At 58.5% G+C, this 17,820-nt stretch carries 23 protein-coding genes; all 23 read right to left on the bottom strand.

Features of this window, described 5'->3' with window-relative positions; all coding sequences use genetic code 11:
• Positions 1-84 precede the first annotated feature (84 nt).
• The gene (locus PVV74_RS17365) at positions 85-1,626 is read right to left on the bottom strand and encodes a hypothetical protein (RefSeq protein WP_274594102.1); all 1,542 of its coding nucleotides are present in this window, start codon (positions 1,624-1,626) and stop codon (positions 85-87) included.
• Positions 1,623-3,149, bottom strand: a complete 1,527-nt coding sequence (locus tag PVV74_RS17360; RefSeq protein ID WP_274594101.1) for a hypothetical protein — start codon at positions 3,147-3,149, stop codon at positions 1,623-1,625. The genes PVV74_RS17365 and PVV74_RS17360 overlap by 4 nt, the downstream gene beginning before the upstream one ends.
• Positions 3,149-4,084: a hypothetical protein gene (locus tag PVV74_RS17355; protein WP_274594100.1), complete on the bottom strand. Its 936-nt coding sequence runs from the start codon at positions 4,082-4,084 to the stop codon at positions 3,149-3,151. Before PVV74_RS17355 ends, PVV74_RS17360 begins: the two co-directional genes overlap by 1 nt.
• Positions 4,084-4,836, bottom strand: coding sequence for a DUF4214 domain-containing protein (locus PVV74_RS17350; RefSeq protein ID WP_274594099.1), 753 nt, complete (start codon positions 4,834-4,836; stop codon positions 4,084-4,086). The genes PVV74_RS17355 and PVV74_RS17350 overlap by 1 nt, the downstream gene beginning before the upstream one ends.
• Before the next feature lie 4 nt (positions 4,837-4,840).
• Positions 4,841-5,170: a hypothetical protein gene (locus PVV74_RS17345; RefSeq protein ID WP_274594098.1), complete on the bottom strand. Its 330-nt coding sequence runs from the start codon at positions 5,168-5,170 to the stop codon at positions 4,841-4,843.
• Positions 5,171-5,189: 19 nt separating this feature from the next.
• Entirely contained in the window at positions 5,190-5,396 is a 207-nt protein-coding gene (locus PVV74_RS17340; protein ID WP_274594097.1) for a hypothetical protein, read from the bottom strand.
• Entirely contained in the window at positions 5,393-6,871 is a 1,479-nt protein-coding gene (locus PVV74_RS17335) for a hypothetical protein (protein ID WP_274594096.1), read from the bottom strand. Before PVV74_RS17335 ends, PVV74_RS17340 begins: the two co-directional genes overlap by 4 nt.
• Before the next feature lie 3 nt (positions 6,872-6,874).
• A complete protein-coding gene (locus tag PVV74_RS17330; protein ID WP_274594095.1) occupies positions 6,875-7,474 on the bottom strand; it encodes a hypothetical protein in 600 nt (199 codons plus the stop codon).
• Positions 7,471-8,034 (bottom strand): hypothetical protein, encoded by a 564-nt coding sequence (locus PVV74_RS17325; RefSeq protein WP_274594094.1) that lies wholly within the window; start codon positions 8,032-8,034, stop codon positions 7,471-7,473. The genes PVV74_RS17330 and PVV74_RS17325 overlap by 4 nt, the downstream gene beginning before the upstream one ends.
• Before the next feature lie 21 nt (positions 8,035-8,055).
• Complete coding sequence (locus PVV74_RS17320) at positions 8,056-8,403, bottom strand: hypothetical protein (protein ID WP_274594093.1); 348 nt, start codon at positions 8,401-8,403, stop codon at positions 8,056-8,058.
• On the bottom strand, positions 8,400-9,581 hold the full coding sequence (locus PVV74_RS17315; protein ID WP_274594092.1) for a hypothetical protein: 1,182 nt from the start codon (positions 9,579-9,581) through the stop codon (positions 8,400-8,402). The genes PVV74_RS17320 and PVV74_RS17315 overlap by 4 nt, the downstream gene beginning before the upstream one ends.
• Entirely contained in the window at positions 9,581-9,763 is a 183-nt protein-coding gene (locus PVV74_RS17310) for a hypothetical protein (protein ID WP_274594091.1), read from the bottom strand. The genes PVV74_RS17315 and PVV74_RS17310 overlap by 1 nt, the downstream gene beginning before the upstream one ends.
• Positions 9,760-10,368, bottom strand: a complete 609-nt coding sequence (locus tag PVV74_RS17305) for a phage adaptor protein (RefSeq protein WP_274594090.1) — start codon at positions 10,366-10,368, stop codon at positions 9,760-9,762. The genes PVV74_RS17310 and PVV74_RS17305 overlap by 4 nt, the downstream gene beginning before the upstream one ends.
• 52 nt (positions 10,369-10,420) lie before the next feature.
• Positions 10,421-10,807, bottom strand: coding sequence for a hypothetical protein (locus PVV74_RS17300; RefSeq protein WP_274594089.1), 387 nt, complete (start codon positions 10,805-10,807; stop codon positions 10,421-10,423).
• The gene (locus PVV74_RS17295) at positions 10,804-12,096 is read right to left on the bottom strand and encodes a PBSX family phage terminase large subunit (RefSeq protein WP_274594088.1); all 1,293 of its coding nucleotides are present in this window, start codon (positions 12,094-12,096) and stop codon (positions 10,804-10,806) included. Before PVV74_RS17295 ends, PVV74_RS17300 begins: the two co-directional genes overlap by 4 nt.
• Complete coding sequence (locus tag PVV74_RS17290) at positions 12,071-12,382, bottom strand: hypothetical protein (RefSeq protein WP_274594087.1); 312 nt, start codon at positions 12,380-12,382, stop codon at positions 12,071-12,073. The genes PVV74_RS17295 and PVV74_RS17290 overlap by 26 nt, the downstream gene beginning before the upstream one ends.
• 345 nt (positions 12,383-12,727) lie before the next feature.
• Positions 12,728-13,273: a hypothetical protein gene (locus PVV74_RS17285; protein WP_274594086.1), complete on the bottom strand. Its 546-nt coding sequence runs from the start codon at positions 13,271-13,273 to the stop codon at positions 12,728-12,730.
• 92 nt (positions 13,274-13,365) lie between these two features.
• The gene (locus PVV74_RS17280; RefSeq protein WP_274594085.1) at positions 13,366-13,635 is read right to left on the bottom strand and encodes a hypothetical protein; all 270 of its coding nucleotides are present in this window, start codon (positions 13,633-13,635) and stop codon (positions 13,366-13,368) included.
• The gene (locus PVV74_RS17275) at positions 13,635-13,850 is read right to left on the bottom strand and encodes a hypothetical protein (protein ID WP_274594084.1); all 216 of its coding nucleotides are present in this window, start codon (positions 13,848-13,850) and stop codon (positions 13,635-13,637) included. The genes PVV74_RS17280 and PVV74_RS17275 overlap by 1 nt, the downstream gene beginning before the upstream one ends.
• On the bottom strand, positions 13,847-14,587 hold the full coding sequence (locus tag PVV74_RS17270) for a hypothetical protein (RefSeq protein WP_274594083.1): 741 nt from the start codon (positions 14,585-14,587) through the stop codon (positions 13,847-13,849). The genes PVV74_RS17275 and PVV74_RS17270 overlap by 4 nt, the downstream gene beginning before the upstream one ends.
• Complete coding sequence (locus PVV74_RS17265; RefSeq protein ID WP_274594082.1) at positions 14,587-14,799, bottom strand: hypothetical protein; 213 nt, start codon at positions 14,797-14,799, stop codon at positions 14,587-14,589. The genes PVV74_RS17270 and PVV74_RS17265 overlap by 1 nt, the downstream gene beginning before the upstream one ends.
• 186 nt (positions 14,800-14,985) lie before the next feature.
• Positions 14,986-17,082 (bottom strand): AAA family ATPase, encoded by a 2,097-nt coding sequence (locus tag PVV74_RS17260; RefSeq protein WP_274594081.1) that lies wholly within the window; start codon positions 17,080-17,082, stop codon positions 14,986-14,988.
• A complete protein-coding gene (locus tag PVV74_RS17255) occupies positions 17,082-17,813 on the bottom strand; it encodes a hypothetical protein (RefSeq protein WP_274594080.1) in 732 nt (243 codons plus the stop codon). Before PVV74_RS17255 ends, PVV74_RS17260 begins: the two co-directional genes overlap by 1 nt.
• Between the last annotated feature and the right edge of the window lie 7 nt (positions 17,814-17,820).

Here is a 17,820-nt window from a genome sequence, read left to right as displayed (position 1 = left end):
TGGACACACGGGAGAGTGATGGATACCCTCCCTGGTGGGCGCTGTTAGGCTCCTTGTTCATTATTGCCTATATCAGCCTGTCGATTACGGACTTTGAGAAATTGCCCCTGCGCGGCCAGCCCGAAGCAGAGCCTCGTCAAGAAGCCCAGCAGCTTGATTAGACAACGTAGGTAGTTGGACGTTACCGGCCCGCACAACGTCACTCACACGCTGCGCCGCTGCGTTTGTCATGCGTTCCGACCCCTTGCGGGCCGCAGTGCCGACCAGAGGCGCGGCAATAGCCCCAACAGGCCCGCCAATAGCTGCACCACCGCCAGCGCCCAACATGCCCCCCAAGGCATTCGAGCCATTGTCTAGCGAAACACCAATACGGCCCACCTGCCGGATGAGGCTTTGAAGCAAGCCCGGATTTGTCACCTGCTTCATCGCTTTCAATTCCGCCTCGCTGAAACCACGTTGCAGCTTCTTGTTTTTTAGAATGCGGCGAAACTCGGACATGAGGCCGTTTTGTGTGCCACTGGCGTACTGTTCCGCCCGTGCAAAAATATCGTCCATCTGATCCATTTTGCGGAGCGTAGACCACATTTGCCGGGCTTCTTTGCCGCGCTCACCAAGGCGCGGTGCAACGTTTTCAACGTGATCATCAATGGCGCTGATAAAGCGTGACCCAATTGCACTTTCTGTACGGTTGGCGATATTACCGGCTGGAACCTGTGCTTGACGACGCAAGGTGTTGACTTCGCGCATTCCCATCTCAGGCGTATTGGCTTGAGCCGCATCATCCATCTTGGTTGCCACCCTTGCCGCGCCCGGCGTCAGCATTTCATCCATGCCGGATTCTCGTGCCTCACGGATTGCCATAGCCATAGCGTCCCGAAATTCCGCACGGGGTAGGTTTTGTGCTTTAATGTCTTCGAAAATCTCCGAAGCACGGCGTTCAAGCTGCTCGCGCGTGGGCGCAGCCTTAGCTGCCTGCTTGATTGCGCGATTGCCGCGCACTCGGTTCACACCTTTTGCCGCCAACACACCAGCTATTGGCGCTGCCGCGCCCAAAGCGCCGCCGACCTTTGCTGATTCAACGCCGGATTGCCTTCTATTCTCAAACCCGCCCTCGCCTTCCATAAAGCCAAACAAACCAGCCCCAGCACCTCCAGCCGCAGCGCCGCGTACGGACTTACCAAGAAGAGATGCTCCTTTCATGGCCGCACCAGCCGGAACCGCCAAGCTAGGCACCACAGTTGACGCCACCGCCGCGACCGGGTTTTCCTCGCTGAACTGCCGCTCATCACCACGATACTTGGCAAGGCGCTCGTCGTAATCTCCGCGCCCTACAGCCGCGTCAGCCGCTGCTGCGGCCTCATCCCCCACAAGACCAAGGGTAAGGCCCTCACCGCCCATATTGAGAGCGGTCGCGGCCTTTTCCCCGAAAGACATGACCCCATCGTCAACGCCAACCACGTTATCCTTGAGACGCCCCATGAACGACATGTCGGCTTGTGGCGCATCCGGCGCTTGTTGGCCTTGCTGCCCCTGCCAATACCTTTGGGCCGCCGAACGCATAGCGTCGTCAGACATACCATCCGGGAATTCCAGAATAGTGCCGTCAGGCATTTCTATTTCGGTCATTCAAAATCCCCTGTGTCAGGATTGAATCGCTTACGCTGGACCGCGCCGCCGCTGTCCGTAGAGGGCGTAGCACTCGGCTGATTACCCTGCACCTTGCCCACGTAATCCGCCATAGTACCGCCGCCCGCGAAGTGCGCGGAGGCTTCCACAAGAGCCGCGTGCATCTTGGTTTGCGCCTCGCGCTTCTGCACCAGCCACTCGCGCAGCTCTTCCGGCCCAAGGCTTTGCGGGACGGCGGTATCCATCGCCAGTTTCAACTCGCCTTCGCTCAATGCGCCGAAGGTTACAGACCCAATCACATCAAGGCCCATGCGTTGCTTGGCGTTCGCTAGTTCCGCCGATGCCTTCGTGACATTCGGAAGCATGTTGTAGACGATGCCCGACTCCGCGCCCTGGTCGATTGCCGCAATGGCACTGTCCATGTTGCGGATGGTCGAGCCGACAAGTTCGGCTTGCTGAAGGTATTCCTTGGCCGTCTCAGGGGCCATCTGACCTTCTTTGGCAACCCGCGCGGCCTCGCCGCCCATCTCAATATCCGCGCCCAGCGTGCCCTCGCGCCGTGCGCCGTAGATGCTGCGCTGTTGATCGGTGTAGGTGCTGCCCGCCTTACGGACAAACTCCATTGCCTGATCGCCGGTAAGAACCTCACCGCCCGCCGTGACAACGCGCGTCGTGCCGTCTCGCATGACCTGAACAACACCGGAATTATCGGGAAGCGACTGCGAGGATTGAACGCTCGGATCGTTTGCGTCAGCCTGCTGCCGCGCCATAGTCATAGCGTCCCGCGCCGTAATGGCCCCGGATTCCACACCAGCGGCATACTGATCCATCCCTTGACCGCGCAACCAATCCGCCGTCTTGTTCCGCTGCGTCGCGTCACGCTTGGTATCCCGCCGATCCTGCGCCCGATCCTGGATAGCGCCCATCTGCGCCCGCATACCTGCCGTGGGATAGGCGGACATGCTCATGAGACCCATTGCAATGCGGTCCAGAGCCTCGCTGCGGTCTGGTCGGTCGTTACCCCCGCCCAACATGCCTAGAAGGCCCTGTGAGCCGCGTGTGCTGATCGTCTGGTTCATTGTGCCACCTTCCGACATGCCCAGAAGTTCCGCCGCCTTTGCTCTGTGCGGTGCCATCTGGTTTTCTACCTTGTCCTGTACCGTGCCCGGTGCGCCGCCGTTGTTCGCGTCTGACGCATTGTAGCGCCCCGGTGCGCCCGCATTGACGGTCGAGTAGAGGTCAAGCAACCCCATCCCCGGCTTATAGCCGCTTGCCTTGAAGTACCGCGCAACCGCGCCATCCGCCCCAAGCTGTGAGCCAACCGGATCATTCCAATCCACGCCGTATTGCCGCGCCTGCGGCTCCCCGAACTGGATCAACCCGCGATGCTGACCCCATTGCGTTGTTGGACCGCGCTTTGTCGGGTCGAATGTGCCCGCCGTTTCATAGCTAATGACCGTTGCCAGATCGAGCGGGTCCGCTCCGATGGCGCGGGCCGTTTCTATGATGCCGTCGCGGATCATCAGAGAATACCGAAGCCTGACGCAATGCTGAGGCCGCTACCAAGCATTCCCAACAGGCCGGGATTACTCGTTTCGCTCGTCGTGCCGCCGTAGTTCCCGCTCACGAATTGCGATAGCGGCGACAGGCCAAGATTGCCCGCATTGGTGTAGTTGCCGAACTGATTGCGTGCCGCGTCAATGACGTCTTGGTTGATCCCGCGTGTCAGCGCCCCTTGCTGCATCTGCTGGTTGGTAATGTTTTGACCAAACCCAAAGCCCTGATCGGCAAGGCTACTGTACCCCCGCGCCGCGCTCATGGTGTTGGTGAAGCGGTTCTGGTTGGCTTGGTTCTGCGCCAGTGCATTCGCAAGGCTGGCCTGCGTTCTGGCCTGTGCACCCTGCGCCCGTGCCGCGTTTTCCGCCTGTGCGTTATATTGGTTGGTCGTCAGGTCCGCGCCTTGGTTCGACATGTCGGCCTGCATCGTGTTGCCAATATCCTGCAACGCCATGTTTTGCGCGTTCTGATAGCCTTGATACCGCAAATCGCCCAAGGTCGCGCCAAGACGGTCGTAATAGTTCCTGTTAGTCTCCGCGTTTGCGATACCATGACGAGCGCCGCCAAACGCCCCCGCCGCCTGCATGGCGTCGTTGGCTTGGTTTTGCTGCATCAGCCGCGCCCGCTCCATGTCCGCCGTCACCTGATCGGTGACTTGGCCGGTAAACTGGTTCATGTACGGATCAAGGCTGGTGTTCGACAATTGCCCCGCCACAACGTCCCGCGCACGATCCATTGCCTGTGCGTCGTATCCATACCCCTTAGCCTCCGCGACCGGCGTATTCTGCATGGTTGTCATGGCTGTATTCACGGTATTCAGGGCGTTATTGTACGCCCCGGAAGCCTGTTGATACGGGTTTTGCTGTTGCGGCTGTCCACCGCCCATAGGTGCGCCTGCCATTACTTCCCCCAGTTCTGCCAATAGGACTCGTCGCCGTACACAGTCCGTGCCCATTCTCGGGCCTGCCGCTCTTTCGGACTCATCCACGGTTGCCCGCTGGCGGGCGCAGTCTCATTGCCAAGCCCGCTTGGTGACGCGCCGGTCTGAGGATCAATAAACATGCCCTCATACGCAGCGAACTGCCCCGGCCTGCGCCGCTGCAACTCATCCAGCGCCCCTTGGTACATCGGGCCGGACGAATAGCCCGCCATGCCGCCATAATTGCCCGCAGCCGGTAGCCCCGTGAGCGGGTCTTGCGGAATGCCCTGATTAAAGCCCTGCTTGAACGCCTCGGGGTTATCCATGTTGATGTCTTTGGACATGTAATAGTCATACCCGGCTTGATCCGGTGCGCGGCCTAGCTGCGTTTGATACATGTCATTGACGAACTGCGCTTTTTCGCTGTCGCCCACGTTCGCAACCTTGTACTGCCCGGTTGCGTGCATCAGTCCACCTTGACCACTCCGTTGACTGCCGCCTGTCGCAGCATCCATCAGCCCCGGTGACGCCATGCCAAAAGCATTCGCAGCCCCTGCGGTGTTCTGTATCCCCGAGTATTCCATCGGAGACAATGCCGCCACGTCCGGCCCGAAATAGGGCATGTACCCCATTTCCGCGAGTTGCTTGGAACGATCAACGCCGAACTTGCCGCCATCCGTTACAAATGCCGGAACACTCGACGTGCTTTCCGCGCCGCCCTTCAAACTGCCCATAGTTTTACCCCTTTATATCGCGGGACATGACAATGCTTGCCTGTGTCCAGCCATCGTCTGCCAAAACGCGCTTCCAGCCGGTGCGGCCCGATAGCGTGACCTGCCCGCATCCCTGCATTTCCGCCCAGACATAAATCGAGGGCAGAAAATCAAGGCACTGGTCCATCTCGCCGCCCGCCAGAAAGATGTGCAGCGCCTTCAGCTTCGGATAACTTTGAATTTCGGTTACAAGTGCCCCGCGTTCGCCAAGCCAAAGCTGCATGTGCCCGGAAGCTACAGCGCGTTCTATGTCCTCAATGTCGTGTGTGTCGTGCAGATCCAGCGCGGGCTGCAACCACCCCCGCACATCCTCGTTAAAGCGAAGTGGCGCTGATTGTGCCGTCATTGGCTACCGTGATGTTGAAGCGTGTGCCGTCAGGGCTTTTCAAAATCAGCCGTTCATCGCCAATCTCAACGTCATCCCGGCGTTTGCGGTTTTGCCTGTCGGCCAATTCAAGCGTCCGATTGCGCTCTTTTTCGGTCGCGGCCCTGTATTGCGCCGGAACGTTGGGAAGTCTCACCGCTCACCCCCTGCGTCTGCGTCAATCCGCATTGTCCCGACCCGCCAATCCTGCGGGCCGGTGCTTTCGAGCCTCATGCGCACTTGCCGCCCCGTGAAGCGAATGCTTGTCGGGTTCGTCATGTCATAAGGACCGTATTCGCGCTCCGTTCCATTCGGATAAAAGCGCGTTTTGAATGTCCCTTGCACTTCGCCTTGTGTTTCTTCGTCGGGGTACAGGTTCTTGCAAACCATCACCCTGTCACCCGCGCCGAGAAGCACAGGCCCGCTCTCAACAAACGGCGTTTCCCCGCCGTGCGCGAAGGCATATTCCTGTTCGTACAAGTCCCCGGTGCTGTCGATCCACATGGGATAGCGCCACGTACCACGGTCAAAGCCTGCCGTCCGGTCGATGCTTCCCGTTGCCCAATGGCCCGCGCGGTAATTGTACACCACGTAGCTATCAACCTCGATGCTGCTGGCCGAAGGGTAAAACCACCAGATTTCGCCAAAGAGCGAGTTTGTCACCGACCATATCAAGGACGCTTGTGCACGGTTCATGTTCGTAAACACTTCGTCCGCGACTTCGCTTTCAAGCGGCTCCGCGCCACCGCCCGTATATTGAAAAAAGGACCGTTGCCCCATCCAGAAGGCGGACCCCTCTGCAACGCAGCACCCAAGCCGGGAAATAACGCCGCACGCCTCGCCTATGCGTTCAAAGCTGTAGACCGTGTTGCCACCCACGAACGTCGCTGTGTGGGCGTCCACGTTGGTCAGGATGAGCGTCTGCCCCCGCGTTCTGACGCCCTGCATGATTTCGCCGGACGTTTGCAGGGGAAAATCACCCGCTTGGTTTGTCGCGGCAGGCGTCCACGTTGTGTTGTCCTCCTGGTCGCACCACGCAACCAAGCGCCTGTTGCCAGACGCACCGAGGGCAAACAGAAACCGTTCCTCCGTCGCAACCAGCCCGACGCAACTCGTCGGCGCGTTCGATATGGCCGCTGCTGCTGTTCCGGTGTCAAGCTGCCACTCGTAAAGCTTTCCATCCGACCGACAGCATCCGACAAGATACTCGCCCCATGTGTCCAGCGACCACACAGCCGCTTCGTCGTAAGTCGTGGCATCGTCGCGTGGCGTGCCATAGGTGCCCGTGCCGTATGTCCCGCCGCCGTACCCCGTATTGATTGCAGAGCGAACAAGGCCGGACGTGAAACCGGACGGCGTTATGTCTGTGACCGTGCCGGACGTGGAGACAACGTGCAGCTCATCGCTGGACCCTGCCGCGACCCACCGCGACCCGTCATTCTCAACCCAGCCAAGCATTCCACGCACGGGGTTCGTGATGCCCGTTGCCTTGAACTCCCGCCAGCCGCCGATGGGACGCACGCTGTCCTCGTGAAAGCGTATCAGATTGCCGTCAGCCCACCGGCCACGGGCTTGCAGATCGGTGCCGTTCTTGACGATACCGGGGGGAATGTCCAAAGGCAAAAGCGGCATGTCTCACCCTGCGGTAATGCTGAATGTGGCGACGGAACGGTCAGCGCCGCTGAATGACCCGAAAGAACCGGGATTTTCGTTGGCGCTGGCGTCTTGCTTGTATGCCAGCGCAATGAATGAATCCGCCGCAGATGCGAACTCCGCCCCTGCAAGTGTATAACCAGACGGCGCGGATGCTGTCGGCTCATCCTTGTCTCGCGCATACAGGGCGAAAACAACATCACCACCAGCGTTAGCAATGGCTGGCGGATCGTCGCTATTTTCCAGGCTGTCGCTAGCGCCCGGCCATGCATTTCGCAGCACCGCCGTTGCAACATTGCTGGATGCAACCGAATTGGAAAACGTGGTTTCAGATCCAGTTGCGACCTTCGAGTAAATGCCGATGTTTGTCGAGGCACCCGTCAGTTCTTCAAGCGCGGTAAAGCCAGCCGGACCAGCCGGTGTATCCCCCACGCCATAAACGGAGATGGCAACCAGCAAATCACCTTCATCAAAGCTGATACTGGTGAAGTCCCACGCCGGTGCCGTGGTGTTGTCGGGCGAAACCCATGTGCCGAGCAGCTCCAAGTTCGGTATTGGCGAAAACACCGGCATCAGGCTCATTGAAGCGGCACCACGTTCAAATGCGAAAAGCCGTTGCAGCGTGCGATATAAAACAGGTAGTCATCACCGTCCGTTGTGCCGATGCTCACGCCTGTTACTGCTGTGAAGCCACTTGTCGTTACCGCACCTGCGCTGGCGTTGTTCGTGTACTGGATGACTAGCGAGCAATCACTGTCAGGCGGTGCGAGCGTGTGTGCGCCGCCATTCACCGCGTATTGAAAATTCCCGTTAGCCGGGTCAGGCGTGTACGTGCCGCTTGACTTGGTTCCGGCGTCATGAGCCGTGACGTCAAAGCCCTTGGTTAGCGTGTCAGTCTGTGCATCGCTCAACGGGTTACCAGTCACACCATCCAGTTTGTTCAATTCTGCTGCTGTGCTGGTGACAGCCACGCCGCCGACCTGCCAAGACCCCTCCGTCAGGTTCGGCGCAATGGCCGTAGTGCCGTCCAGAAGGTCATCAACCTTATCCCAATTATCGTTAATCTTGACGCCCCAAGTGGAATCGTTTGTATTATTTTGTTGCTTTGTGAGGCCGTAAGTTTCTGTCGTCGTGTCTGCCATGCTTTACCTCAAGAGATAGGATTAAACGATCTGGCCTGCCGCAATGAACAGGTCGTCCAGATCATCCGCATCAAGCCCGATGGCCGGGCCTAGAGATTGGACCAGCGGGTGATCTCGCTGTAGCGTGGTGGCGTATTCCCACTCGATCTGCGCTTCCTCGCCTGCCGTACCAGTCATGCCCGCGATAGCCGTCTCCGCATCGGCAAGCTTTCCGGCACGGGACAGAGCAAGCCGCGCTTGCCGCATTGTGACCTCAGAAGGAACTGGGGTGGGCTTGGCCTCGTTCGCTTCCCACTCATCCCGTAAAGCCTGTTCCTCGGCCGCGCTCATTTCGACGCGCTCGCCATTCACGTTTTTATACAGCGTCATGCGCTCACCATGCCGTACATTGTGATTGTGCCAGATGCGATATTTCCAGATGAGCAAAGGAAGCGCACTGCGTTCACATCAGCTTCGGACTGCCGCAGGCCACTGCCAGTAAGCATTACCAAGTTACCGCTTGGATCGTAGAAGCTGGTGTTCCAAAGGAACTGTGTTTTCTTTGCCAGATGCGGACCCGGTACAAAAAGCCGACCACTCAATCCCGGATACCCGGAAGTATTGCCGATGGTGAGCGCTCCGGTGCCGGTTAGGGCAATTGATGCGGCATTGCCGCTATCCGTATCAAAGACAGTGCCGGATCGCAGAATTATGCAGCCAAAATCATAGTCGCCAGATGTGTCGTCCCACGTTGACCCGCCGTCTGTGCTGCTCAGGAAGGTAAAATCCACATCGTCGGTGGCCGGAATTATGTTCTGAAACACGAACTCATAAGCATCGTACAGCCCCGCATCAAAGGCGGTGAAATCCGACGTAGCATCGGACGAAAGGTCAGACGACGCGAGGAAAACCAGCCCGCCGCCGCCTGCTGCATCCTCCCATGCTGCATTTCCAGCGCCATCGGCTGTAAGCACCTGACCATCCGTGGCCGAGCCAGACCCAAGCGCGTCCGCATCATCACCGGGCTGTACTGCCGTGTCAGCAAGCGCCCCTTGCGCTGCCGTGGCGTAGTCTGTGCTGTCAAATGCCTTGACCTGCGCAAGGTTCGTGACCTCGCTGTCCATCAACGCACCCGCCGCCGTGACATTGGCGGTATCAGTTACATCTGCATTGGCCTCAATGCCGTCCAGCTTGGTCTTGTCGCCGTCAACAAAAGCGCCCTCGGAAGGTGGCTGCTGTGCACTGTCGGCCAAAGCCCCCTGCGCTGCGGTGGCAAAGTCCCCCGTATCATTTGCCGCCGCCGTTCCAGCATCCGTGATATCGGACAGCGTGTGCGTATGAGACGCGGCAGCAAAGTCACCCGTGTCATTGCCCGCCGCTGTGCCTGCATCCGTGATATCGGAAAGCGTGTGATCGTGCTGCGTGGCAAGAATGCTCTGAATGGTAAACGTGACTGTTTCGCCGTTGCTGTCATTCGACACGTTGGACACATCCGTGCCAATGACATGATCCGCGTCCGCTGGCGTCGTGTTCGGGTAAATATCGGTGCGGTTAATCTTGTTGCCCATTACACGCTCACCCAGCTATCCGATGCTTCGCTTTGCGCGGCCCAGAACAACACACGCGGCCCCTCAAGCGCGTTACCGCTTTCATCCAGCAACAGATTGCCGCTTTCGTCTTCCAGAAACGTGCCTTCCGTGTCGGCCTCGGCCCAGCTATCGCTTGCCTCCGCAATATCCACCCACGTCATTTGATGCGCATCCGCAGAGAACCGCCGTGCGTGGCACGCTCCGACACCTTGTTGATCTGGTTCACCGCCGCGCCATATAGCGCCGTCCAGGTCTGCAACCGCTCGTCATCCCGCAGGAATGGCGCACTTTCCAGCAGAGAGGCGTAGAGATACGCATCGGGCGCAATCTCCAACAGCCAATTGCTCGTATTGCTGTCGCTCAGGCTTGGCAGCGTGGCGCGATAATACAGCGTCCCGGTATAATCCTCGTCCGGCGTCGGGTAGACCTCAAAGCTGCTATCGACCAAGGCGAAGTATTTCGGACGCCCCGCCGTGTTGCTTGTCCGCGCCCGCATCTGGTGCATTTCCTGCGCGTTCACAAGCTGCAAGGGCCGCTCGTCAATGTCCACTTGCAGGCGCAAAACCTCCAGCAGATCCGCAGGCACCGCTGTAAACCGGCCATCAAACGTGGCCGTTGCCCGCTTTTCGCCCTTCCAGTGCTTTACCTCGCGTTCCAGCTTGCGCTCACCCAAGGTAATAAAGTCGCCCGCGCTGTCCGATAGGTCGTCACGGTCAAGCCAATTCGCAATGGCTGTCTTGAGCTCTGCGTAGGTTGTGATTGCCATTACTTACCCCCACGCTCTGACCACGGCTTTGCGCGGCGCTGCGGTTCTTGGCTCAAAACGGCGACATGCCAACGGACCGCAAATAGCTGACCGTTTCTTCATCCAGATTGTACGGTATTGGCATTCCCACCATGCCGCGCCCGCCGTATTGCTTTTCCGGCACGTAGTTGTTGGCCGGTGTCATGCCGCTGCCCATCGGCTGCGGAGCAGGCTGTGGGGCTTGTTGAGGTATTGGCGCGGTTGATACCGGCGAAGGCATTGGAGCCGCCGTGCGTGGCCGCATTTGCGGGCGCACCATCTGTTCTTGCCTGTCACGATACCCACGCGGGCGAATGCCTATTTCGTTGAGAAAGTTGGACAGCAACCCGCCTTTGAATTCGCTACCTGACGTGCCAGCGCCGCCGCCGTCAATCAGGTCAAGCAAGCCTGTGTATTTCATGCCACGCCTTTCAACTTACGCCGGATTGGTCCTTGCATGGTTTCCTGCCCGTGCATCTCGAACCAAATCGCCAGTAAGCCCGCCGCGTCTGCCGCGTGGCTTGACCAGTCGTGATCCGGCCCAAGGCCAATACCCCGGTTTTCGTCTTTCTTTTCGTGATACCAACCCAAGGCTTCGCGCCCGCCCTTGGTTTTCTCATCGTTAAAGCGCAGACGCGGGAATATCCGCCGCAGCGCATCAATCCGCTGCAATGCCGCGCCGCGCCCCTGGTTCGGCACAACGTGGACACCAAAGCCCGCATCGCTCAGAAAGCCCCGAGGCGTGACGGAATACACCGTGTCGTGCTTGTGACCGTCATGCGGCAAAACGTTGAACGCATCCGGCCAGTGCTTGCGCAGCCAGCCCACGTGAACGTCAAACGGCTGTCCAATAGCCTCGTAATAGTCCAGCACCCGGATTTCGTCGCCGCGCTGCTGTGCAATCCAGATTGCCACCGCGTCCGATTTGTCGCTTGTGCCCGCCAGATCCCAGAAAGCGTAGGTTTTCAGTAGGTCATCCGTTGATAGCGGCCCAATCCGACCAGCCAACTGCGCTTCCGTCAGGTGACGCGCGTAATATGCGCCCTCCAGGACAGTCGCGTATTCGCCTTGCCAGATATGCCCGTATTTCTCTGGCCACAGGTTTAGGTCGTTTTCCCGCTCGTCATTCAGTTCTTTCGGAAACCACGGATTGTCAGACCACAAAGCCTGCACAACCGTTGCATTCGGCGGCTTTCTGTCGCCGCGCAATAGCTGGTCAATAGCATCCGTTGGCCTGCTCGGGTTCCAGCTTGCCCATATCTCGGAACCTTCGGCGCGGATTGTCGGGCGTAGAAGCGTTAAGCTTCGATCCGTGACGCCCTGCGCTTCTTCAATCCATGCCCGGTGAAAGTTTTCGTATGACTTGACGCTTTCCGCTGTGTGATCCGCAAGGCCAGTGAAAACAATCAAGCCATCGCCCGGCGTTTCGATAACCTCGCGGAATATCTTGAACTGCCCGCCTAAGCCGAGGTCGCCTATTTTTTTCTCGATGAGGTATTTCGCAGATTCTTTCAGCGACTTCTGTGTTTCACGGCAACACAGCCACCGAAGACCCTCGCCATAGTCACCGGGAAACCGTACCGCGTCCTCTATGCCCAAGCCCGCAAAGAAGTGTGACTTGCCCGACCCCCTGCCGCCGTGTGCGCCCTTGTACCTGCTTGGGTTGAGTAGCGGACTGAATACCTCAGCCGTTGGAATTCGAAGGTGCAACGATTTCTCGGGTGATCTTGGCAATCACTGTGTGTTCGCCGCTCTCGCCCGGACCATTCACTTGCAGCGGCATTAGCTTGGGAAAGATGCTGGACCAGAAAACGCGCTCGTTTGCTTCGTTTTCCTTTGCCCATGCAAGCAAGCGACCTGCGCCGCCTAGACCTTCTGCGGCCTCTTCGATGATGCTCTTGGCCGTTGCAGTTGTTTTGTTCTTGGAACCCTTTGGCCTGCCCTTGCCGCGATTACCGGCGGGCTTTTCCGTAGATTCCCCTATTTTGCGGGTCATGCTTCCAGTCCTTTCGGGTGCCGGAAAAAGAAAAAGCCACCCCGGTTAGGAGGTGGCCCTAAACGCAAAAACCGCCCCCTGTTTCTGGTGGGCGGTCCTCGCTTCGCGAGTATAATACGTGTTCCGCCGATGCGGGTCAACCTTGGTGTTTTGAAAGACGATCAAGCACATCATCTAGTGCGCCGGTAAAGGAAAAGCACCTGTTAGGGCAGGTTAAAACATACTCCCTGCGGATGGTTTCGCCTGTACGGGTGTTTATCCGCTCCTTAGACAATAGCTTTCTTGTTGTCTCCTTGCAGAATGGGCAAGCATGTGCCGCGTCTGACCAGCTTTTCAATTTCCGCATTATTCACTCTCCTTTTCCAGCGTTTCAACAGCTTCGACAAATCGCTTTCCAGCCTTCGTGACCGTTCCGTTATCCACCAACTCCCCCCACCCGTGCATGGCTGAGAATATTTCCGATGAATGCCCCAGGCCAATCGCATCAAGCGCAACCTTCCATTCGCCCCATTTATCCGCCGCATGCCGGTGCCGCTCGTCGTCGCTACGATCGTCGTAGTGCAGGCTTTCCTCTACTTCGAAGCGTTCGGGGAGCATTTCCAATTTCGCCGTCTTTGCGTGAACGGATGCCCCGATGCAAACGGACAGATACCGCCTGTAAGCGTCTGAGCAGCCCTTGTAGGTGGTCCAGAGGCTCTTAGCCACGTCAATCTCGTTGCCGTTGCTGTCACGCCGCACCGTGCCCCCATGAACGGCGTATATCGCCTGCCCTGCGGCCTCTCCAAGCGCGGGGTTGCGCATTTCGGTCTTGTCGCCTGTGTGGCCTGTGTGGCGGGCACGGGCTTCCAGCACCGTGCGTTCCGCCTCGGGGTCGGCTTTGAGTTCCTCCATGCGTGCCCTGCCCCGTGCTTTCTTGCGGGGCGTCTCCGCCAGCCCCGGCAGTGCCTTCTTGGCTCGGCGTTTCGCGGCTTTTGTGTATGCCTTCATTGCTCGTCCCTCGTTCCGCACAGTATTTCTTCAAGCGTTGTCCACTTTGCGTTCTGATGAAATTCCGCGACAATGCACTGGCGGTGGTCGCACCACGTCGCGGCCACACATGGGCCATCAGACCCATACTCGGCACCACCGACCATCATTACGTGTGAAACCAGCCCCTCAGGCTTTCCATCAAGCCAAAGGTCCAAGTCTTCTCGCAACACCTCGTCCAGATCCCGCTGTGGTGTGCCCTGCCATTCAATGGCGTAGTCATCCATCACCCCTGCCCTCCAAAATGCAATTCCGCCCTGTGCTGCGGGCTTTCCAGCCACTCCACGCGGTCTGTCAGTTGCTCGATTTGCTCACGCTGCCGCGTCAGTGCTTCGTCTTGCCTGTTGATGATGTCCTGCTGCGCGACCACCCGCTCTTGCAGGCGGAAGTTTTCGCGCTGGTAGCGGTGCACGGTTTCTGTTTGCGTGTCGTATCGGGTCATGCCTGCGCCTCCATGCCGTTTGCCTCGAAAACCGCCCGAAAAATTCCGCGCGGGCTGGCGTTCCTGATTGCCTTTGTCTTGGCGCTCTTGCCGCCCAGCTTCATAAACTGGCGTGATCCACGAATTGTCCGGCCTGACGCGGTTACGCGCTCCAGTATCTCAGGAGGCACCGGCTTTTTCTCGGGCCACACAAAGCCGCCACCAAGCCAAGCACCGCTACCCTTGGGGTAGGCATCCCTTGGCGCAATGTATTCCGGCCACTCCGGGTGTGTGTCGTTTTCGGGCAGATAGCCACCGAAATCATTCGGGTCCCAATAGTGGTCAGGTTTGCGCCATAGGGTGGAAAGCCTGCCCTTGGGGTTTTCTATGAAATACGCAAATCCGTGGCGTTCAAAGGTTTCAGCCGCCAACGTCGCCCGGCGAACAGCGGTCTGTTGAAACATCGGGTCGGCCAGCGCCTTGCCCGCAAAATGCCGCGCTCCGCTGCTGGTCAACCCATCACACGGCGGGAATGCCAGGCCAATCCGCTTGCCCTTGGCGTTGCGCATGGCGCTTTCCACAGCCAGCCATCCGCTTGCGCCAGGGTCAAGATCCGCCTTGATGCGATACACGTTGCCATCTTGCTCGTATCCATCGTGCAAAAGATCGAACATGTAGACCGTCGCTCCGGCGTCGATCCACGGCTGCACGGCATAATGAGTTTTGTTGAACAGTGCGATTACCGTTGCCCAAGTCATTACACCACCTCCCACGGCTCTGCCACCAGCGACACATCCATCTTGTGCGTTAACTCTGCCCCGCTGCATCCTAGAATGCTGCGCTCTACCTGGACGACCCTGAGGCCCTCCTTCGGAATTGTGCGGTAACGGTGCTTGCGGCACTTCTGGCCTTCATACCCGGCGGTGTTGCCGCAGCCGGGGAATATGCAGGTTTTCTTGTAGTTGCTCATGCCGCTTCCTTTCGCTCGGTTAGTGTGGATTAGTGTGGAGTGTGGATTTGCTGGTTAATTGGCAAACAGCACCACACCACACACCCCACACCCCATAGAGAGGGGTGTGGTGGTGTGGTGATAAGGTGCTCCACACTAGTGTGGTGGTTAGTGTGGATTTAGTGTGGCTAGTGTGGAAATTGGCCATTATGACACCTCCCGCAGATCGTTGTCGCCAGCCATTACAACCGGCACATCGCGGCCCGTTCTGGGGTCTTTCTCGTGGTCCAGCCGAAGCACATCTTCGGCAATCCAGCGCTTGATTATGGTGTTGATGCGGGTGCGCCCTGACTTGCTTTCGACGTCGATTCTAAGCGTTTCCGCAAGCAGGTATCCAATCCAGTTCTTGGCTTGGTGGTGCGCCCTGGGGGGCTTCACGCAGCCGATCACAGCAGCCTGACATGCGGCGGCTTGTTCGGCGCTGATACCATCGAAAGCATCGGGCCATTGCCACGGCTCTATGACGGCCACGTTGTCACCGTTGCGAAGCTGGACACCCAGGCGTTTGAACCATGTGGCGTGCGGTGCACTGCGGCTCAGGTTGTTCTTGCCTGCAGCCTCGATCCTGAAATGGTCTATGTGTGTGTCCAGACCGGCCTTGGCGGCCTCATCCGGCGTCATGGGATTAAGGGCGCGACCGGCCCGCACAGCGCCTATCAGGGCACTACCGCCCCGGCTGTCCTCTACGGACGCCTCACCGCCGTTCAGTTTGCGTGTGTGGTGCACCAGTTCAACGGATACATTCATGGCGTCTGCCAGGCGGGACAGGCGACGGCCAAGGCGGCGAAAGGCGTCGTTGGTTTCCGGCGCGTCTGTCATGTTGGCCAGCGGGTCGAAGGCCACAACGTCAATCGCCTCGGCTTCGCAGTATCGCTCGATCAGGCCAAAGACAGGCTCATTGATTTCACCAATATCACCGCGCGACAGAATAAGTTCCTGATCCCGGCCAGAAGCGATAAACAGTTGGCCCACAAGTTCCCGCTGCGGAATGTTGAAGAAGCTGCAAACTGCGAGAATACGGCGCTGGATTTCATCCAGTGGATCTTCGGCGTTGAAGTATATGACCTTGCAAAGATTGTTCGGGCGCGTGCCTAGCAAATCACGTCCGGTTGCCATTGCGATGCACTCGACAAGAACCAACGTGGATTTTCCGAGACCACCGGGCGCGACCGTCACAGAGGCAAATTTACGAATGTAATGATTGCCATAAAGGAAGTCCCTGGCCGGTATGCTCTCTTCCTCCATTTCCTCCCATGAGCGAAACGGAGCAACGGCGGGCAGGCCGTCACGTTCAGCTTGTGCTGTTTCCCCGCGCATCGTGTTGATAAGGCCGCGCAGGTCTGCGCCCTCTTGCGCAGCGTCTGCAGCGTCCCACTTTTCCGGCTTGTCAGCCGGGATGCGAAGCACGCTGACAGCGTGCGCCCCGGCGTATGAAACAGCTTGTCTTGCGGCCTCTGCGTACTTGTGGCCCGTTTCGTCGTTGTCAGGCCAGATAAGCACCTTGCGGCCACTGAGGGCGGTCCAGTCGGTTTGCTCGACCGGGGCATTGCTGCCGTTCATGGCGGTTGTGGCACAGATCCCCGCTGCGTTCAGCGCGTCGGCACACTTCTCGCCCTCCACAAGCACGATTTCCGGCTCTCTGACGACCTGTGGCAGGTTGTAGAGGGGGCGAGGCTCCGGGGCCTCATACTTGCGCCGTGTGGCGTCCCAAGGGCGAAAAGCCTTGCGCTGCTTTGTGCCATCCAGCCACTCGAACCGATCGACCTGGGCAATGATGCTGCCCTTGGCGTCGGTGTAGTTGTATGTTGCGACAGGTGCGCCCCACCCTTCCCCGCCATCCGGTGCTTTACGCTTGGGTGCACGGCGCGGAGCGTTTCCAGCTGCGCCGGAATAGTCTCCCATGTCCTGCAAGGTGTCGGCAAAATTCGTGAAGCCTCTTGCAGACTTCCAAAGGTCGAATATATCCCCTCCATCACCTGTGGCGAAGTCATGCCACAGACCGGCCCTGTCGCCGTTCAGAACGATATTCAAGCTTTGCCCGGCATCTCCGCTGGCATTGCCAATATAGAACGCTCGCCCCTTTGGATCTGCAAATCCGTTGGGATAAAGGTATCCAAGAACGCTCTCCAGGCGCGGCATGATGCTGTTCAGAACATCTTCCCGCGTGTAGCTGTTCTTGGCCCAGCCTGGCGTTTCTGTCCCTTCCGCCGTCTGTGGTGCGGCGTTGTTGAAGTCCAAAAGCATTATTTCCAGCACTCCCCGTGGTAGGGGCAGAACTTGCAGACAAACGCTGCGGGGTCGTTTGACGCGCGGGGCAAGTCTTCTTGGTGGTCACATGCCGCCAGAACCGTTGCGGCCTTGTCGATGCTGGTTTGCGCCAACTCCTGATCAAACGGCACAAGATCCAGATGGATTTCCATCGTGTCAGCGTTGAGGGCCGTGAAGAATGCAGGGTGTTCTGCAAGCTGCATATATGCCTGGTACGTTGCGACCTGTGCCGCGTACTTCGGATATGCTTTTTTGATCCCGTGTTTCTTGAGTTGGTTGAAGCCTTTCGCCCCAAGCACCTTGTTTTCCCAAAGTGCAGGGTATGCGAAGCCATCCGGCCCGCTGACAATCACGCCATCAATGTGGCCCTTGAATCTGTCGTCGCAGTCCGCGAAGCCAAATTGACCACCTGAAGCCTTGTGCGTCTTGAGGTCGAACCCTGCTTCCCTGATCCAGTCGATCATCCATTCTTCACCCTCATGGCCGCGCCGAAAAATCCGGCGTGTTCGTGGGGTGAAGTCCGCGCCCTCATCCTTGGGCGCGTTCTTAAATTCGTATTGAAGGCGGCGCAGGCACGGCTCACCAATCAGTGAGCCACCAAGGTAGTTGCGCGGCTTTTCTTGGCTGGCTTTTCTGCCAATCGCTGCGTCGATCAAGTCAACGAAGCGATCCGCCAGTGTGTTATGTGAGTTGAAGTCGAGAACCATTGCGCGA

It is taken from the genome of Roseovarius sp. SK2, assembly GCF_028807495.1.
Classification (GTDB): domain Bacteria; phylum Pseudomonadota; class Alphaproteobacteria; order Rhodobacterales; family Rhodobacteraceae; genus Roseovarius; species Roseovarius confluentis.
The sequence above is the reverse complement of the archived record's forward strand: the minus strand, read 5'-3'. Positions and strand labels throughout refer to the sequence as shown.

What these genes read in the sequence shown, in the direction of transcription:
- PVV74_RS17335 (WP_274594096.1), bottom strand. Translation starts at nt 6,871, where the DNA reads ATGCCGCTTTTGCCTTTGGACATTCCCCCCGGTATCGTCAAGAACGGC.
- PVV74_RS17350 (WP_274594099.1), bottom strand. Translation starts at nt 4,836, where the DNA reads ATGGGCAGTTTGAAGGGCGGCGCGGAAAGCACGTCGAGTGTTCCGGCA.
- PVV74_RS17255 (WP_274594080.1), bottom strand. Translation starts at nt 17,813, where the DNA reads ATGGTTCTCGACTTCAACTCACATAACACACTGGCGGATCGCTTCGTT.
- PVV74_RS17280 (WP_274594085.1), bottom strand. Translation starts at nt 13,635, where the DNA reads ATGGATGACTACGCCATTGAATGGCAGGGCACACCACAGCGGGATCTG.
- PVV74_RS17290 (WP_274594087.1), bottom strand. Translation starts at nt 12,382, where the DNA reads ATGACCCGCAAAATAGGGGAATCTACGGAAAAGCCCGCCGGTAATCGC.
- PVV74_RS17330 (WP_274594095.1), bottom strand. Translation starts at nt 7,474, where the DNA reads ATGAGCCTGATGCCGGTGTTTTCGCCAATACCGAACTTGGAGCTGCTC.
- PVV74_RS17315 (WP_274594092.1), bottom strand. Translation starts at nt 9,581, where the DNA reads ATGGGCAACAAGATTAACCGCACCGATATTTACCCGAACACGACGCCA.
- PVV74_RS17300 (WP_274594089.1), bottom strand. Translation starts at nt 10,807, where the DNA reads ATGAAATACACAGGCTTGCTTGACCTGATTGACGGCGGCGGCGCTGGC.
- PVV74_RS17270 (WP_274594083.1), bottom strand. Translation starts at nt 14,587, where the DNA reads ATGACTTGGGCAACGGTAATCGCACTGTTCAACAAAACTCATTATGCC.
- PVV74_RS17310 (WP_274594091.1), bottom strand. Translation starts at nt 9,763, where the DNA reads ATGACGTGGGTGGATATTGCGGAGGCAAGCGATAGCTGGGCCGAGGCC.
- PVV74_RS17285 (WP_274594086.1), bottom strand. Translation starts at nt 13,273, where the DNA reads ATGGAGGAACTCAAAGCCGACCCCGAGGCGGAACGCACGGTGCTGGAA.
- PVV74_RS17355 (WP_274594100.1), bottom strand. Translation starts at nt 4,084, where the DNA reads ATGGCAGGCGCACCTATGGGCGGTGGACAGCCGCAACAGCAAAACCCG.
- PVV74_RS17305 (WP_274594090.1), bottom strand. Translation starts at nt 10,368, where the DNA reads ATGGCAATCACAACCTACGCAGAGCTCAAGACAGCCATTGCGAATTGG.
- PVV74_RS17360 (WP_274594101.1), bottom strand. Translation starts at nt 3,149, where the DNA reads ATGATCCGCGACGGCATCATAGAAACGGCCCGCGCCATCGGAGCGGAC.
- PVV74_RS17365 (WP_274594102.1), bottom strand. Translation starts at nt 1,626, where the DNA reads ATGACCGAAATAGAAATGCCTGACGGCACTATTCTGGAATTCCCGGAT.
- PVV74_RS17260 (WP_274594081.1), bottom strand. Translation starts at nt 17,082, where the DNA reads ATGCTTTTGGACTTCAACAACGCCGCACCACAGACGGCGGAAGGGACA.
- PVV74_RS17320 (WP_274594093.1), bottom strand. Translation starts at nt 8,403, where the DNA reads ATGACGCTGTATAAAAACGTGAATGGCGAGCGCGTCGAAATGAGCGCG.
- PVV74_RS17265 (WP_274594082.1), bottom strand. Translation starts at nt 14,799, where the DNA reads ATGAGCAACTACAAGAAAACCTGCATATTCCCCGGCTGCGGCAACACC.
- PVV74_RS17275 (WP_274594084.1), bottom strand. Translation starts at nt 13,850, where the DNA reads ATGACCCGATACGACACGCAAACAGAAACCGTGCACCGCTACCAGCGC.
- PVV74_RS17325 (WP_274594094.1), bottom strand. Translation starts at nt 8,034, where the DNA reads ATGGCAGACACGACGACAGAAACTTACGGCCTCACAAAGCAACAAAAT.